Source organism: Aeromonas veronii (assembly GCA_041319085.1).
In the GTDB taxonomy this organism is placed as follows: domain Bacteria; phylum Pseudomonadota; class Gammaproteobacteria; order Enterobacterales; family Aeromonadaceae; genus Aeromonas; species Aeromonas veronii_F.
On sequence record CP101033.1, the window covers coordinates 779,407 to 795,746 of the forward strand.

15 protein-coding genes and 3 pseudogenes are annotated in these 16,340 nt (G+C 58.0%); 11 read left to right on the forward strand and 7 right to left on the reverse strand.

Annotation, left to right across the window (positions count from 1 at the left end; translation table 11 throughout):
- Positions 1-23: 23 nt before the first annotated feature.
- Positions 24-440, forward strand: a complete 417-nt coding sequence (locus NMD14_03990; GenBank protein ID XEI33599.1) for a hypothetical protein — start codon at positions 24-26, stop codon at positions 438-440.
- A 139-nt stretch (positions 441-579) separates the two neighbouring features.
- On the opposite strand, the gene NMD14_03995 is transcribed toward NMD14_03990, so the two are convergent.
- The 6 genes and pseudogenes from NMD14_03995 to NMD14_04020 form a co-directional block, all read right to left on the reverse strand.
- Positions 580-984 carry a hypothetical protein gene (locus NMD14_03995; GenBank protein ID XEI33600.1) on the reverse strand — a complete coding sequence of 135 codons (405 nt, stop codon included), beginning with the start codon at positions 982-984 and terminating at the stop codon, positions 580-582.
- A 491-nt stretch (positions 985-1,475) separates the two neighbouring features.
- The gene (locus NMD14_04000) at positions 1,476-2,426 is read right to left on the reverse strand and encodes a transposase (GenBank protein ID XEI33601.1); all 951 of its coding nucleotides are present in this window, start codon (positions 2,424-2,426) and stop codon (positions 1,476-1,478) included.
- Between the two features lie 277 nt (positions 2,427-2,703).
- Complete coding sequence (locus NMD14_04005) at positions 2,704-3,069, reverse strand: DUF2061 domain-containing protein (protein XEI33602.1); 366 nt, start codon at positions 3,067-3,069, stop codon at positions 2,704-2,706.
- A gap of 227 nt (positions 3,070-3,296) precedes the next feature.
- Positions 3,297-4,166 (reverse strand): 23S rRNA (adenine(2030)-N(6))-methyltransferase RlmJ, encoded by an 870-nt coding sequence (gene rlmJ / locus NMD14_04010; GenBank protein XEI33603.1) that lies wholly within the window; start codon positions 4,164-4,166, stop codon positions 3,297-3,299.
- Positions 4,160-4,620 (reverse strand): annotated as a pseudogene (locus NMD14_04015) (DUF2390 domain-containing protein). The gene rlmJ and the pseudogene NMD14_04015 overlap by 7 nt, the downstream one beginning before the upstream one ends.
- Positions 4,613-6,523, reverse strand: a complete 1,911-nt coding sequence (locus tag NMD14_04020; GenBank protein ID XEI33604.1) for an ABC transporter ATP-binding protein — start codon at positions 6,521-6,523, stop codon at positions 4,613-4,615. Before NMD14_04020 ends, NMD14_04015 begins: the two are co-directional and overlap by 8 nt.
- A gap of 154 nt (positions 6,524-6,677) precedes the next feature.
- Here NMD14_04020 and NMD14_04025 point away from each other — a divergent pair, with 154 nt between their 5' ends.
- A complete protein-coding gene (locus NMD14_04025) occupies positions 6,678-7,091 on the forward strand; it encodes a CBS domain-containing protein (GenBank protein XEI33605.1) in 414 nt (137 codons plus the stop codon).
- A gap of 52 nt (positions 7,092-7,143) precedes the next feature.
- Here the strand turns inward: NMD14_04025 and NMD14_04030 are convergent.
- Positions 7,144-7,612: pseudogene (locus NMD14_04030) on the reverse strand (hypothetical protein).
- A gap of 92 nt (positions 7,613-7,704) precedes the next feature.
- Here NMD14_04030 and NMD14_04035 point away from each other — a divergent pair.
- From NMD14_04035 to putP, 9 genes and pseudogenes are all read left to right on the forward strand, one after another.
- Entirely contained in the window at positions 7,705-7,971 is a 267-nt protein-coding gene (locus tag NMD14_04035; protein ID XEI33606.1) for a hypothetical protein, read from the forward strand.
- A gap of 125 nt (positions 7,972-8,096) precedes the next feature.
- Positions 8,097-8,687: a LysE family translocator gene (locus NMD14_04040; protein XEI33607.1), complete on the forward strand. Its 591-nt coding sequence runs from the start codon at positions 8,097-8,099 to the stop codon at positions 8,685-8,687.
- A 124-nt stretch (positions 8,688-8,811) separates the two neighbouring features.
- Entirely contained in the window at positions 8,812-9,510 is a 699-nt protein-coding gene (locus NMD14_04045; protein ID XEI33608.1) for an aspartate/glutamate racemase family protein, read from the forward strand.
- 130 nt (positions 9,511-9,640) lie between these two features.
- A complete protein-coding gene (locus NMD14_04050; GenBank protein XEI33609.1) occupies positions 9,641-10,747 on the forward strand; it encodes a 1-acyl-sn-glycerol-3-phosphate acyltransferase in 1,107 nt (368 codons plus the stop codon).
- A 314-nt stretch (positions 10,748-11,061) separates the two neighbouring features.
- Positions 11,062-11,532 carry a YhcH/YjgK/YiaL family protein gene (locus NMD14_04055; protein XEI33610.1) on the forward strand — a complete coding sequence of 157 codons (471 nt, stop codon included), beginning with the start codon at positions 11,062-11,064 and terminating at the stop codon, positions 11,530-11,532.
- Between the two features lie 173 nt (positions 11,533-11,705).
- Positions 11,706-12,905: an acetate kinase gene (locus NMD14_04060; GenBank protein ID XEI33611.1), complete on the forward strand. Its 1,200-nt coding sequence runs from the start codon at positions 11,706-11,708 to the stop codon at positions 12,903-12,905.
- A 275-nt stretch (positions 12,906-13,180) separates the two neighbouring features.
- Positions 13,181-13,350, forward strand: a pseudogene (locus NMD14_04065) (mechanosensitive ion channel).
- A 187-nt stretch (positions 13,351-13,537) separates the two neighbouring features.
- Positions 13,538-14,464 (forward strand): L,D-transpeptidase family protein, encoded by a 927-nt coding sequence (locus tag NMD14_04070; protein XEI33612.1) that lies wholly within the window; start codon positions 13,538-13,540, stop codon positions 14,462-14,464.
- Positions 14,465-14,754: 290 nt separating this feature from the next.
- Complete coding sequence (gene putP, locus NMD14_04075; protein ID XEI33613.1) at positions 14,755-16,272, forward strand: sodium/proline symporter PutP; 1,518 nt, start codon at positions 14,755-14,757, stop codon at positions 16,270-16,272.
- Positions 16,273-16,340 lie beyond the last annotated feature (68 nt).

Sequence of the window (16,340 nt, forward strand, 5' to 3'; positions counted from 1 at the left end):
TATGGGTTTGATATGGGTTTGATATGTATCAAGAGGCACTTGAACAGTTAAACTGGATTTATTCTGGCCTTGCTGGAATTTGTTTGGCTGTAATATTAACCACATTAACTTTAGATGGTGAAGTTATTGATAAAAGTTATTCACTAATGCTTTCCATTTCATTATTCACAATTTCATTTGTGATGTATACATGCTTTACAATAGTACATGTCACTATATCTGAGGCAAAAATTAACTTTGCTATTATCAATGAAGAACTTTCAAAAAAATGGGTTCGTTCGTTAACGTACTTATCATTTTATTTATTGTATTTTGCTTTCTTTTTTCTGCTGTGTCATATAAGTATTTTGTTTGGAATGGTGTATGCTTTATCATCGCTGCTTTTATTTCCGTTGACAAAATATTTTTTGGGTAAAATTGGTATCAGTATAGGTATTTAAATTTACTCGAAGTGTATTTGTGAACATGTGATATGGTGGCTATTTTTAACATGTTATAATGGTTGCAAATTATTTGGCCGATAGTAATTTTAAATTCGGCCAACACTAGGTTATTTATGCTTATTTATCCTGTGGTAGGTTATATTTCATCTTCACACATAGCTTTTAAAATAGATGGATTTATTGAATTTGACATATGCTTATTTGATGAGAGGTATCCAATTATATTGTTATCTTTGACTATCATCGGAGGAGTTGTCGACATATTGTTAAAGGGTGAGTGTGAACTATACTTCCCGCCAAAACTTCCATAATCGTTCCAAATTGATTCTGACGAATATTTACTACCATAATTACCAAACTCATTAAATATTGATTTGGCATTAAATTTATTATCTATTGTACCTAAAAAAGTATTGCTACTATCTTGGGCTAGTACATATGAACCGCGAACTATATTACATATGTTTGATGAAATCGCTTGGTTAGACCATAAACATACCAAAAATAATGTGAGTGAAAGAATTTTTTTATGCTTTTCCATATATAACCTGTTATGTTTTTGTATTGTGTGAAAATGTTAAAAACAAATATCTAATAGGCCATTCCATATTGGTTTATGTAGAGTTGATATATTGTCATTTTTATAGCGTAAAAATATTGATGCGTATCACACCGTGAGTATCTCATAATTATGTACAGGACCTTAAGCGGCGAGTCCATTTAAAACGCCTTCCAAGTCCCTGTTTTGTATCGACTTTATCTGCTTGGTTCGGCAAGCATTCTTGGACAAATAATCGGCCGCCCATTCCAGTCTCTCCCTTATTTCAGCAGTAAATTTGGACACCCATCTTTTGGAGTACGCCACTATCAGGCTGCTTGCAGGCACCATAATGGTGTATGCATTCGAACTGATGCCTGCAAAAATCGGCTAGTGAGAGAAATTTTCAGGTTTAGAAAGCAACAGCTCCTGCACAGCCATTCACTGAACTGTGTGCAATACCCGGAACTATCGGCAGGGTGGACGCAAAGCAATCAAAGCCGTGGTTGATGGCATCGCCGCTGGCCACAGTGGCGGGCAAACTGCTGACATTGATCTCTGTCTCCCACCACTCTGATCCCTTGTTGCCTGAACAGCGTCACCTGTTTCAACCAGCGAACGCCATCAAGGCCCAGCCGTTCCAGGATAGATCCAAGGTGCGCCGGAATATGACCCTGTTTGTCGGGCCGAATAGCACGACCAGTCCAATCAACCAACATCAGGTAGTCAGTGAAGGCATAGGGTAATTCTTCAGACTTCCCTTGGCTGGCAAACGGCAGCAAAAGTGGTGGTAAAACCTCAGGAGTAGCAGGCTCGTCAAGGCGCTGTTTGATACTGGTGTAGTCACTCAGCTCTGGCCGATCTGTCAACGCGGCTCGTATCGGATTGAGGTCAACATACGCCATACAGGCCAACAAGGCTGATTCGGTGAGCAACGCCTGGCTCTTGAAGCGGCCCTCCCAGAAATGGCCCTTGCAACCATCTTCCTGATTGGCCTGACGGGCCAGATTTTCATTGAGTAGCCGAATAAACCAGCTGATGGAGTGAAGCCGCTCCCGCCATTGGGCCAGCAATTGTTGCACAACAGCCAGTTCAGGCTCGATCAGCACCTCCCCCTGATACCAACGCCTGACCAACTGCGGCCACTGGAAAAGCGCGGCCCAGCGCTCAGCCACCTCCCGTTCACTCCAATTGGCTGCGGTGTCGGGCTCCACCTTAAGCACCAGATGATAGTGATTGCTCATTACCGCATAAGCACAAATGCCGATCGCAAACAGCCGCGACAGTTGTCCCAACTTGTCGACCACCCACTGACGCCGATGCTCGTAGCTCTGGCCAGAATGGGCATCGTCACCACACAGAAAGGCTCGCCGCACACAGCGGCTGACCACGTGGTAGTAAGGCGTATCCTGCAAGCTGATTTGACGTGAACGGGCAATGGTCATGGCGTATCCCTCAACGGTGGCCTCTCAAGTCAAGAACAGCACTACGCCACTGTCAAAAGGAAAAGGGTGGGTGTCCCAGATTTTCGATGAAAAAGGTGGGTGTCCCAGATTTTCCAGTCATGGCGTATCCCTCAACGGTGACCTCTCAAGTCAAGAACAGCACTACGCCACTGTCAAAAGGAAAAGGGTGGGTGTCCCAGATTTTCTGTAGGTGTCCCAGATTTTGCTCCTTCCCAGATTTTCCGTGACAAAGAGGGAGGGCGTATTGCCCGGTTGATCAGGCCAGCGTCAGTTGTTGGCTGCGCGCGCGCCACAGCCGCTCGTGGAAGAAGAACACCACGGTGTTGATGGCCGGTTCGATCATCGCCATCACGCCGCCGGTGAGCAGTTCGCCGCTCAGCAGGAAGGCAACCCCGAAGGCGATGCTGAAGTGCACCAGCGCGAAGCTGCTGGTCTTGGTCTGCAGACTGTGGTTTGGCTTGAGCTTTTGCCAGCCAAGGTCATGAAAGTAGAAGGCGACCGTGTTGACGGCGGGCTCGATCAGGGCGATCAGGCTGGCGGTCAGCAGCTCACCGGTCAGCAGGTAGGCTACGGTAAAGGCGACACCAAAGTGCAGGATGGCAAAGCTGATGGTCTTTTTCATGATGGCGGCTCCCTCTGTTGATGGAGAGAGTATCCGCCGAAATGAGACTAAATGAAAACCATTCTCATCTATTGCCGAAATAGAGAGAACCTATCAACGGGAAGTACATGCCAGTACAACGGCGAGATAGCCGCTGTGCTGCATGAAAGGGCTGGGCAAACCGGAAAAAAACGAAGCCCCGTTGAGTGGCTTCGTTTTTTGGCACATAGAGTGGCATAAGGTCGGTATTACTCTTCGACTTTATTGAGCCACTCCACCTTGTACTGGGCACCGGCACCCTGCGCCAGCTTGGCACACAGCGGTTTCAGGAAGGCCTCGATTTGTTCGGCCAGCAGCCAGGGCGGGCTGATGATCAGCATGCCTGAGCCGTTCATGCCCCAGTCGGCAGTCTGACCGGCCACTTCCAGCTCGGCCACCAAGACGTTACCGAAGTTCTCGCGCTTGATGGCGCGCAGCATGTCGCGGGATTTGTCCGCCTCTTGCCCGAGGATCGGATACCAGAGGGCGTAGATGCCGGTCGCCCAGCGTTTCTGCGCCTTTTTCAGGGTGTCGACCACGGCGAAGTAATCTTCCTTCAGCTCATAGGGCGGGTCGATGAGCACCAGCCCGCGGCGCGGGGTGGGCGGCAGCAGGGCGATCAGCCCCTCGAAGCCGTCACGGTGGTGGACGGCAACTCGCGGGTCATAGCCCATGTTGGCACGCAGATCGTCCACTTCGTTGTTGTGCAGCTCCATCAGCGCCAGCTTGTCCTGCTCGCGGGAGAGACGGCGGGAGAGCTCCGGCGAGCCGGGGTAGTAGTGCAGCTCGCCGCTGTTTCCTTCTTGAGCGGGGTTCATCTCTTCGATGACGCCGAGATAGGGCGCCATGGCGGACCACTGGGCCCGCTCGTCCCACAGGCGGCCGATGCCATCGGCATACTCGGCCTTCTTCTGGGACCAGTCGCCGCGCAGGTCGTAAAGACCGCTGCCGGCATGGGTGTCCAGCACGATGAAGGGTTTATCCTTCTTCTTGAGGGACTCGATGATCAGGGCCTGAACGGCGTGTTTCAGCACGTCGGCGTGGTTGCCGGCGTGAAAGGCGTGGCGGTAGCTCAGCATATGAGATCTCTGAGGGGGCCCTGCTGGGCACCCAGTAACGATAGATAGTGAAACAGGTTGCGGCTGTCGCCGCGAAACAGGGCGAGGGTGCGCAGGGTCTGCAGCAAGACCCCTGTTGCAGCCGCTCCAGCTCCAGCTCGTGAGCCAGCATCGACTGATACTCCTGCTCGCCCCGCCGCGCCTTGGCGCTCGAACGCAGGGCTCGCCACGGGGTCAGCACCGCTTCGGTCTGCACCAGTGCCGGTTGCAGGTCGGTCAGATCGACCACGATGCCGAGTTGATCGAGTCGGTGCAGCAGCAGCGCCAGATTGACGTTGCCCCCCTGCGTCTGCACGGTGAGCCAATCCTGGCTGCGCTCACCATAGACCTTGCCGCTCCAGTGCCAGAAGCCGATCGGCGTCGGCAATTCGTGGACTGCGACCCGCTCGCTGGCCATCAGCTGTTCATCACGCAAGGAATTCCTGCTCCATGGTTTCCAGCTCTTCACAGAGGCTCATCCACTCCATCTCGACGTTCTCTAGCTCCTCCTTGAGGGGACCCCGGGACTTGAGTAGCTCGGAGAGCTTCTGCTTGGCGCTCTCTTCGTAGATGGCGGGGTCGGCCAGCTGGCTTTCGATGTCGCCGAGCTTGCCTTGCAGCTTCTCCATGCTCGCTTCGAGCTTTTCCAGCTTCTGGCGCAGGGGACGGGTCGCTTGCCGGAACTCCGCCTCACGCCGTTTCTGATCCTTGCGCGCCACCGCCGAGTTGGCAGAGACGGGGCCATCGGTCGGTTTGGCGTTGGCCTCTTTCTCCTGCTCGCCGAGCCACTTGTGGTAGTCGTCCAGATCGCCGTCGAATGGCTCGACCCGACCACCGTGGACCAGATAGAAGTCGTCGGTGGTGGTGCGCAGCAGGTGGCGGTCGTGTGATACCACCACCATGGCCCCTTCGAAGCCTTGCAGCGCCATGGTCAGGGCGTGGCGCATCTCCAGATCCAGGTGGTTGGTCGGTTCATCGAGCAGCAAGAGGTTGGGCTTTTGCCAGGTGATGAGGGCTAGCACCAGCCGCGCCTTTTCGCCGCCGGAGAAGGGGGCCACCTTGTCGAGCGCCTTGTCACCGTGAAAACCGAAGCTGCCCAGATAGTTGCGCAGCTCCTGTTCGGATTTGTCCGGCGCGAGACGGGCCAGATGATCGAGCGGGGTGTCGTCAAGACGCAGGGTCTCCAGCTGATGCTGGGCGAAGTAGCCGATGCTGACCCCGGCGCTCACCTCCAGCTTGCCCGACAGTGGCGGGTTGGAGCCCGATAGCATCTTGATAAAGGTCGATTTACCGGCGCCATTGCGGCCGAGCAGACCGATGCGGGAACCCGGCACCAGATTGAGTTTGATCTTCTCCAGGATCACCTTGTCGCCGTAGCCGGCAGAGAGGTTCTCCATGGCGATCAGTGGGGTCGGCAGGGCCGACGGCTCGCGAAACTCGAAACTGAATTCGGAGTCGGCGTGGGCGGGCAGGATCTTCTCCATCCGCTCCATCGCCTTGAGGCGGCTCTGGGCCTGACGGGCCTTGGAGGCCTTGTAGCGGAAGCGATCCACATACGCCTGCATGTGGGACATCTCCCGCTGCTGCTTCTCGTACATCGACTGCTGCTGGGCCAGCTGCTCGGCGCGCTGCAGTTCGAAGTCGGAGTAGCCGCCGGTGTATTCGTTGAGCTTGCCGTTCTCGATATGGATGATGCGGCTGATGACCGAATCGAGGAAATCGCGGTCGTGCGAGATGAGCACCAGCGTGCCCTGATAGCCCTTGAGCCACTTCTCCAGCCAGATCACCGCATCGAGATCCAGGTGGTTGGTCGGTTCATCGAGCAGCAGCAGATCGGAGCGGCAGAGCAGCGCCTGGGCGAGGTTTAAGCGCATGCGCCAGCCACCGGAGAAGCTGCGCACCGGCGAGCTGAGCTGCTCATCGCTGAAACCGAGGCCGTGCAGCAGCTCGGCGGCGCGGGCGCGAATGCTGTAGGCGCCGATGGTATCGAGGCGGCCGTGCAGCTCGGCCACCAACAGGCCATTGTCATCCTGCTCGGCTTGCACCAGCTGGGCTTCCAGCGAGCGGAACTCCTTGTCGCCGTCGATCACGTACTCGAGCGCAGAGCAGTCGAGCGCCGGGGTCTCCTGCGCGACGCCTGCAATCTGCCAACCGGCGGGCAGGCTGAAGGTGCCGCTGTCGATGGCCAGCTCGCCCCGTACCAGTGCAAAAAAGGTGGACTTGCCACAGCCGTTTTTGCCCACCAGACCCACTTTGTGGCCGGGGTGAATGGTGGCGGAGGCGTTGTCCAGCAGCTTGCGGCCGCCGCGGATCAGTTCGATTTGACTGGCAACTATCATGGGTGGGATCTGCTTGCTCAAAATGGAGGAGAAAAACTGGCGCGGATCTTACGTGAAATGACGCAGATTTGCACTGTAGCGAAGGGCCGGTCACTGGCTGGCGCTGCAAAAACATGCCATAACAGTGAAACCAGTATGGATACCGGAGGTTAGCATGCATATCAGGGATATTATGACGACCCGGGTTGCCACCGTTTCAATGGATGATCGACTCAGTGTCATCAAGGATATCTTCGAGCAGGCTCACTTTCGCCACCTGCTGGTACTGGAAGAGGGGGCGCTGGTGGGAGTGATCTCGGATCGGGATCTGCTGCGCGCCATCAGCCCCTATCTCGACTCCGACGCCGAGATGAGCCGTGACACCGAAACCCTCAACAAGCGTGCCCACCAGATCATGAGTCGCCATCCTGTCACTATCGCTCCCCATCTCACTGCGCGCGATGGCGTCAAGCTGATGCTGGAGAAGGGGGTCTCCTGCCTGCCGGTGCTGGAAAATGGCGCTCTGGTCGGCATCATCAGCTGGAAAGATTTTCTCAAGGTGGCGCTGGAGAGTGACGCGCTGGCTTGAGCCCGGAGTTGATCGCCACCAACCAAGACCGGTGCCCATCCGAGCCGTGGTTTTATCGTGCGGACGTGCTGGCCTGCGCCGTAAAGGGGCAGTCGCTCTGGCGGATCAGCCGCGAGCCCTTGTCCTGTTCCCCCTGCCAGCTTACTGCCAGCTTGCCGAGCCGGCCCAGATGGCGCAGCTCGAACTCGTAGCGCTGGCAGAGATTGTCTTGGGGCAGCGTCGCCATGCCCGCAGGCAGTCGGTATTGATAGCGCAGGATCGGCCCATCCTCCAGCGTGCTGGCCACCGGCACCAGCCCCTCTGGGGTGGGCTGCGGCGCACCGAGCGCGCGGCGCAGGTTCAGGGGGCATCTATCGCCTTTTGATAGTGCAGGCCGTTCATCGCCGCCAGCTCCTCTTCCAGCCGCTGCAACTCCCCTTCCAGTTCATTGAGCGCGGCTCCCAGCTGCTGATGGGTTGTTGACGAGGCGCAGCCCCCAGCAACAGGGTGGCAAGCAGCAGGGCGGCTCTGATGGGGGGCACGGCATCTCCTTGGCAATGATGATGACGCGTGAAGGTCACGTCGGCTGGCCCTGACTATAGCAGGGGATTGCTGGGGGCGTCCCCTGCAGCAGTTGCGCCAGACGGGCCAGCCCCTCGCCGACCGGGGCGTCGGTGGCGGGTTGGCTCAGGCGCCCCCCCTGCGGAGCGGCAAACTGGTCGGCGGCGCAGTGTTCCCCGCTCGCCGCGCCAGACTCATAATGGCGCTGCCGGCCTGCTTTGTCTGGGTGCTGTTCGGCCATCAGCTGAGCAACGGGATCAGCTCGGGTCGGGGCTGGCTGTGGCTCAACGGTTCTCTCGGTCTGCTGACGGCGCTTTGTGTGGTGATGCTCTGGTATTGAGTCGTGTTGCGCCGATGGGGGCGGTGGCCGAGAAAGAGGCATTTCTGACTTGTCGCCACGGGGTTGGCTCTGCATATTAGAAGGCTTTCCCCATATCGGGCGCGTTGCATCGACAAGAGGTTGAGATGGATCTGAACTGGTTACTGCCCCTGGCGGGGTTTGCCCTGGTTACCTGCGGCACGCCGGGGCCCAACAATATGCTGCTCACCAGTGCCGGGGCGGCGCAGGGTTTTCGCCGCACTCTTCCCCTGCTGGTGGGGGTGGTGGGGGGGATCAATCTGATGATCCTCGCCACCGCGCTGGGGCTTGGCGTGGTGTTCGAGAAAGTGCCACTGTTGCACGACGGCCTCAAGATCATCGGCTCGGCGTATCTGCTCTGGCTGGCGTGGAAGGTGGCGACCGCCAGCGGCCCGGCCGAAGGAAATCGGCCACTCATCCCCGCCCATCAGGGGGCCATGCTGCAACTGCTCAACCCCAAGGCGTGGATGATGGCGCTCTCCGCCATCAGCGGTTTCACCCTGGCGGGGGAGGCTTACTGGCCCTCCGCGCTCTGGGTGCTGGTGATCTTCTTTATTACCGGTCTCTACACCGGGGCGTTCTGGGTACTTTTTGGTGCCCAGGTGCGGCAAATCATCCGTACCGCCCGGGGCTGGCGGCGTTTCAATCTCGGCATGGGGCTGGCGACGGCCGCCTGTGTCGGGATGATCTGGATTTAGCCCGGGTTGACCCGGCCTTTACCGGCTGTCTTGTTGGCCCTGCGGGGCCATTTTTATCTCGCCCGCGTGACCCTGCCTGCAAGGTGGCGTGGCACAGCCCTCCCTTGGGATGAAAGGAGTTGTAATGAAATGCATCGGTCTGCTGGGTGGCATGAGCTGGGAGTCCACCGTCAGTTACTATCAGGCGCTCAACCGCGGGGTGCGGGCGCAGCTCGGCGGTTTGCACTCGGCGCGGGTGTTGCTCAACAGCGTCGACTTTGCCGCTATCGAGCGGTTGCAGCATGCCGGTGACTGGCCCGCTACCGCCCGCCTGCTGGCGGCGGAAGCGCGCAAGCTGCAGGATGGCGGCGCCGATTTCTTGCTGATCGGCACCAACACCATGCACAAGGTTGCCCCCGAGATTGAGGCGGCCATCGATATCCCGCTGCTCCATATCGCCGATGCTACCGCGGCCAAATTGCGGGCAGACGGGGTAACCCGGGTCGGCCTGCTCGGCACCCGCTTCACCATGGAGCAGGATTTCTACAAGGGGCGCTTGCAGGATCGTTTCGGGTTGACGGTGCTGGTACCCGATGAGGCCGGGCGGGAGCGAGTGCACCGGATCATCTATGACGAGCTCTGTCTGGGCGAGATCTGCGCATCGTCGCGGGCCGCGTATCTGGCCATTATCGCGGAGCTGGCGGCCGCGGGGGCCGAGGCGGTGATCCTCGGCTGCACCGAGATTGCCCTGCTGGTGGGCGATGCCCGCGCGGCGGTGCCGCTCTACGACACCACCGCCATCCATGCCGAGGCGGCGGTCGCGCTGGCACTGGCATCCGATTAATAAACTGGTCAGATCTCACTATTCATGCTTGTCTCATACCCCTTGTCATAAAAGCGTGTAAAATTGCGCCCTGAATTTTCCCCGGCCAACGCGGGTTGGCTGCGGTTTCCTAGCATGCAAGGCTGACATTGTGACTGAAGTAGATAGATTCGCGGATATTCGCCCCTACCGCGATGAAGAAGTGCCGGCAGCCATCGAACGGCTGATCCAGGATGATGAGTTTATCGGCGCCATCGCCAAGTATCGTTTCGGTTCCCTGATGAGCTGGCTGGGTTGGGCCATTCGCCCAATGATCCGCCTGTTCCTGCGCCGCAAATGGTCAAAAGTGACCACAGTGCATCAGGTCCAGCTAGGGGTCACCCGGTACATGTCCCGCATGATCGCCACCTCCACCAAGGGGGTAACCTTCTCCGGGATCGAGCATCTGAAGAAAGAGCAGGGCTATCTGTTTGTCTCCAACCACAGGGACATCGCCATGGATCCGGCGTTCGTCAACTGGGGGCTGCACTCCCAAGGTTTCGATACCGTACGCATCGCCATCGGTGACAACCTGCTGCGCAAACCCTGCGCCACCGAGCTGATGAAGCTCAACAAGAGCTTTATCGTCAAACGCTCCGCCAAGGGGCCGCGGGAGATGATGAAGGTGCTGGGCGAGCTGTCGGCCTATATCGGCAACTCGGTCCACGAAGGGCACTCCATCTGGATCGCCCAGAGGGAAGGGCGCGCCAAGAATGGCGATGACAAGACCGATCCCGCCATCCTCAAGATGTTTTACGTCGACGGCAAGAAGCAGAAGATCGCGTTCGTCGACTACATGCGCAGCCTCAATATCGTGCCGGTCAGCATCAGTTACGAGCTGGATCCGACCGACAAGGCCAAGGCGCGCGAACTCTACGAGAAGTCGGTCAATGGCAGCTACGAGAAGGGCGAGTTTGAGGACATCGAGAGCATCGTCGCCGGCATCGTCGGTCAGAAGGGGCGGGTACACGTCTCCTTCGGCGCCCCCATCACCGAGGGCTTCAGCGATCCGGACGAACTGGCCGCGCTGATCGACAAGGCGATCTGGAGCAATTATCGCCTCTTCCCCAGCAACTATCTGGCGGCAGATGTCTCAGGCAAGGCCAATACCATCGAACAGGCCGCCTTCCTGACTCGTCAGTCAGAGGTGCCGGAAGAGCACAAAGCGATCTGGCGTGCGATGTACGCCAAACCGGTGGAAAACGCCGAAAAGGTTTGAATGAAACCGTTTGCTAAACGGTTTTGCGAAAAAAACGGGCGCTGATGCGCCCGTTTTTGCGTCTGGTCAAAGTCGTGGGTGAAAGGGTGGTGAATAATATGGTTTCAGCTGGTACGATCACTGTGGAAATGGGATTATGTCTCTTGGCAAGGTGCTGGCGAGTGTGTAACAGTGCCCCAATCGCTGAATATGAGCAAAGGCTCTAAACCGGCCTGCACAGATTGCAGGCGGCCTTATTGAAGGACCTGTCACAGGTCTTTTTTCATTGGCTGGCAAACATGCCAGACAGATATATCTAACAGGAAGCAGACGCCATGATCACCGGTAACCTGAACACCCTGCAGCGGACGCCGCTGCCCGCCCCGCTGGCCCGCATCATGGCCGAGGTGGTGAAGAGCGTGGCTCACTGGGGTGACGCCCCGATCGGCAAGACCGAGATCGATGGCCTCAACCTGTTCTGCCTGGTGAGCGAAGATGTGACCGAGCCAGCGGCGGATCGCCGTGGCGAATTCCATCAGCACTATCTCGATATCCAGCTGCTGTTGCGCGGTGAAGAGTGGATAGGTGTCGGGCCCCATCAGTATGCAGATGAAGGTGCTGACCATCCCCATCCTGACCTCTGGTTTGTCGATGACGAGCAGACCAGCTACCTGGCGCTGCAACCGGGTGATTTCGCCATCTTCTGGCCGGGCGAACTGCACCGCCCGCTCTGCACCTTCAATCAGCCCGCCAAGGTGAAGAAGATGGTGGTCAAGGTGCACCGCGATCTGCTGGCCGGCCTGTAACCGCTGGCGCCGCCGAGCTGAAATAAGTGCCGGAATCATCAAGATTTGCACTTAACATATTGAAAAATTGGGCGCACTTTCCTGCGACCATAAACCCCCGGCAGGGGAATCCCATCCTCTTTTGGATGACACGAACTGTCGGCATAAAGCCGAAGCACAGGAAGATGTAGAACATGAGCAAGTTGGTATTGATCCTTAACTGCGGTAGCTCTTCCCTGAAATTTGCCGTAATGGACGCCGAAACAGGTGAGGACATGCTGTCCGGCCTGGCCGAATGCTTCAATCTGGATGATGCACGCATCAAATGGAAACTCCACGGAGTCAAGGGTGAAGCCATGCTGGGCGCAGGAGCCGCGCACCAGGAGGCCCTCGACCATATCGTGGGCCACATCCTGCCGCAGGATCCGACTCTTGCCGAGCAACTGGTGGCCATCGGTCACCGTATCGTACACGGTGGCGAGCAGTTCTCCCGCTCCGTGCGCATTGATGACGGCGTGATTGCCGGGATCGAAGCGGCCATTCCGTTCGCTCCGCTGCACAACCCGGCGCACCTCATCGGTATCCGTGCCGCACTCAAGGTGTTCCCGGCGCTGTCCGAGAAGAACGTGGCCGTGTTCGACACCGCCTTCCACCAGACTCTGCCAGAGGAAGCCTACCTCTACGCGCTGCCTTACAAGCTCTATCGCGAGCACGGCATCCGTCGTTACGGTGCCCACGGCACTTCTCACCGCTACATCGCGGAAGAAGCCGCAAAAGAGTTGGGCAAGCCGTTGAATGAGCTGAACATCATCAACTGCCACCTGGGTAACGGCGCTTCAGTTTGCGCCATCAAGAACGGCGAATCCGTTGATACCTCCATGGGGCTGACTCCGCTGGAAGGGCTGGCGATGGGCACCCGTTGTGGCGATATCGATCCGGCCGTGGTCTTCTTCATGCACGACCAGCTTGGTTACAGCGTGGAGCAGATCAACCACACCCTGACCCGTGAATCCGGTCTGCTGGGGATGACCGAAGCGAGCAGCGACTGCCGCTACGTCACCAGCAACTACGCCACCGACGCCGGTGCCAAGCGTGCGCTGGATGTGTTCACCTACCGGGTGGCCAAGTATGTCGGCGCCTATGCCGCTGCGATGGACGGTCGCCTGGACGCCGTCGTCTTCACCGGCGGTATCGGTGAGAACGCCGCCATGGTGCGCGAGATGGTGCTGGCGCGTCTGGCGCTGTTCGGCTTCAAGGTGGACAAAGAGGCTAACAACGCCGCGGTACTGGGTGGCGAAGGTCGTATCACTACCGCCGACAGCCGTTGTGCCATGGTGATCCCGACCAACGAAGAGCTGGTTATCGCCCGCGATGCCCTGAGCCTGGTCTGCTAAGTCAGCCTCGCTTTGAAACAACGCCCGGCCATTGCCGGGCGTTGTCGTTTCTGGTGTTCACCGATTTGACATGGGGGAGGGGAGCGCTACCCTGACCGCCACTGTTTTTGCAGCCAGTGGGCAGCCCGGTTCGGGAGAGAGCAATGAAAGAGGCATTGTTTAACTGGTTGTCGGGCCTTGGGGTGGACGTCACCAGCCTGATGGCGCTGGTGATCGCGTTGGGTATTATCATCACCTCGCTGTTGCTGCTGGCCTTCTTCACCCGCCCCACTTTCGACGGCCTGCCGCTGAAAATTTACTGTTTCACTGCGCCCACCGCATGGGCTGATTACGAGGGATCCAAGCCGATATTTTCGACCATATCTTTGCCATCATTGAGCAATTTCATCTGCGGTTGCATCAATCTTCCACAGATTACGACATGCGTGGCCGGCAATGGGGATAAACAGGGAAACCGGGCGGGTCGAGGGCGCGGGGACATCCGCTTATTAATTATCGACCCGTCGCCACTTGTCAGTTGAAATTTGCCGTGCAGAGGAGAAAAATGGCGGCCTTCTCTTCGCGCCCCTGATCCCCGCTTGATCAGCTGCCAGCCCAGAGACGTCACTTCAAGTCATCATCATGGGAAAGTTATGAAGCTCCTCCACAATACTGCGGCCGCGCTGTGCTGCAGCCTCCTCTTGGGCGCCGCGCCTGCGCTCGCTGTTGAATACGCTCTGCCTGCGGCCAACAGCCGTCTGGTAGGGGAAAATCTGGAATACGTGGTCCCGGCCGAAGAGAACGGCCAGCCGCTGGAGGCCATTGCGGCGAAATTCCAGCTGGGGCTCACCAACATGACCGAAGCAAACCCCAAGGCGGATCCCCTGCTGGTACAGACCGGTGAGAAGCTGGTGATCCCCCAGCAGCTGATCCTGCCGGATGCGCCGCAGGAAGGGGTGGTGATCAACGTGGCCGAGATGCGCCTCTACTACTACCCCAAGGGTAAAAAAGTGGTGGAAGTGTTGCCCATCGGTATCGGTCAGCTCGGCACCGACACCCCGGAAAACTGGGTGACCAGCGTGCAGCGCAAGAAAGCGGGCCCGACCTGGACCCCGACCGCCAAGATGCATGCCGAATATGCGGCCCGTGGCGAGAGCCTACCTGCGGTATGGCCGGCTGGCCCGGACAACCCCATGGGTCTGTTTGCGCTCTACGTTGGTAAGATGTTCGCCATCCACGGCACCAACGCCAACTTCGGTATCGGCCTGCGGGTGAGTCACGGTTGTGTACGTCTGCGCAACGACGACATCGCCTACCTGTTCAAGCAGGTACCGGTCGGTACCCGCGTCCAGTTCGTCAACCAGCCTATCAAGGCCTCTCTCGAGCCTAACGGCGTTCGCTATCTGGAAGTGCACCAGCCGCTCTCTCGTAGCGAGGAGGAGTTCAACTCCAAGATGCCGGTGCCGCTGCCAATGACCCCGGCGCTGACCCGTTTCATCGCTCAAGCCGACAGCGATTCCCAGCGAGTAAAGCAGGCGCTGGATCAGCGCAACGGCATGCCGCTGGCGATCAATCGCTGATCTCGCGCTTGCCAATATGGCCCCGATCTCTGGTCGGGGCTTTTTTTTTGCGGCCGTAGCGGGGCGCAGTCGGTGATGACACCAGGCGGATAAGCAGTTGCTGCGTCAGGATAAAATCTGGCAGAACAGGGCAAGTGTGGTCTGTTGATTAAAGATAAAATGTTTATATTGTGTTTTTTGTTTGTTGGAAAAGGTTGAGGTTATGGGATCTGCTGATTAAGCTAGGCCGGTTTTTTAGGGATGAGCCCGTCACCAGAGCGGGCAGAAAATGACACAAAATGGAGTTTTGCATGACAGCTAGCACCCCCATGTTAATCACTTTCCTGGTGTATATCCTCGGAATGGTGTTGATCGGCTTCGTTGCCTATCGCGCTACCCGCAACTTTGATGACTACATTCTTGGCGGCCGCCGGATGGGGAGTTGGGTCACCGCCCTCTCCGCCGGCGCCTCCGACATGAGCGGTTGGCTGCTGATGGGCCTGCCCGGTGCCATCTTCGTCAGCGGCATCTCCGAGAGCTGGATCGCCATCGGTCTGGTCATCGGCGCCTACCTCAACTGGCGCTGGGTCGCGGGTCGTCTGCGGGTACATACCGAGAAAAATCGCAACGCCCTGACCCTGCCGGACTACTTCACCTACCGCTTTGAAGATCACAGCAAGGTGCTGCGCATCCTCTCGGCGCTAGTGATCCTGCTCTTCTTCACCATCTATTGCGCCTCCGGCGTGGTGGCCGGTGCCCGGCTGTTCGAGAGTACCTTCGGCATGGATTACAACACTGCCCTCTGGGTCGGTGCCGCCGCCACTATCACCTACACCTTCTTCGGCGGCTTCCTCGCGGTGAGCTGGACCGACACGGTGCAGGCGACCCTGATGATCTTTGCCCTGATCCTGACCCCTGTCTTCGTCATCATCGCCGTCGGCGGGGTGGACAGCGCCATGATCGAGGTGGCCGCCAAGAGCGCCACCAACCTCGACATGTTCAAGAATCTGGATGTGATCGCCATTGTCTCGCTGATGGCCTGGGGCCTTGGCTACTTCGGTCAGCCCCACATTCTGGCCCGCTTCATGGCGGCGGATTCCCACCACTCCATGGCCAATGCCCGTCGCATCAGCATGACTTGGATGGTGTTCTGCCTTGCTGGCGCGGTGGCCATCGGCTTCTTCGGGCTGGCCTACTTTGCCCGCTTCCCGGAAGTGGCGGCTGGGGTGACCGGTAACCCGGAGCGGGTCTTTATCGAGCTCTCCAAGATCCTGTTCAACCCCTGGATTGCCGGTGTGCTGCTCTCCGCCATTCTGGCAGCGGTGATGAGTACCCTCAGCTGCCAGCTGCTGGTCTGCTCCAGCGCCATCACCGAGGATCTCTACAAGCCCTTCCTGCGCAAGAACGCCTCCCAGCGTGAGCTGGTGTGGGTGGGTCGCCTGATGGTGCTGCTGATCGCGGTGATTGCCATCGCCGTCGCCATGAATCCGGAAAACCGGGTGCTGGGGCTGGTGAGCTACGCCTGGGCCGGTTTCGGTGCTGCCTTTGGCCCCGTAGTGCTGCTCTCCGTGCTGTGGCCGCGGATGACCCGCAACGGTGCGCTGGCCGGCATGCTGGTCGGTGCCATCACCGTCATCGTCTGGAAGCAGTTCGGCTGGCTGGGGCTGTATGAGATCATCCCGGGCTTCCTGTTCGCGCTGCTGGCCATCGTGGTGGGCAGTCTGCTGGGCGAAGCGCCATCAAAAGCGATGCTGGAGCGTTTCCGCGATGCCGAGGCGGAGTACAACACCCCGGCCGAGAGCGCGGGAGAGCCGGTCGCGGTGAACTGATCCCCCTTACCGCTTTCTGATTGAGAGCCCCGCCCCCGGACAAGGAGCCCCCTGATTGGCCATCCTTG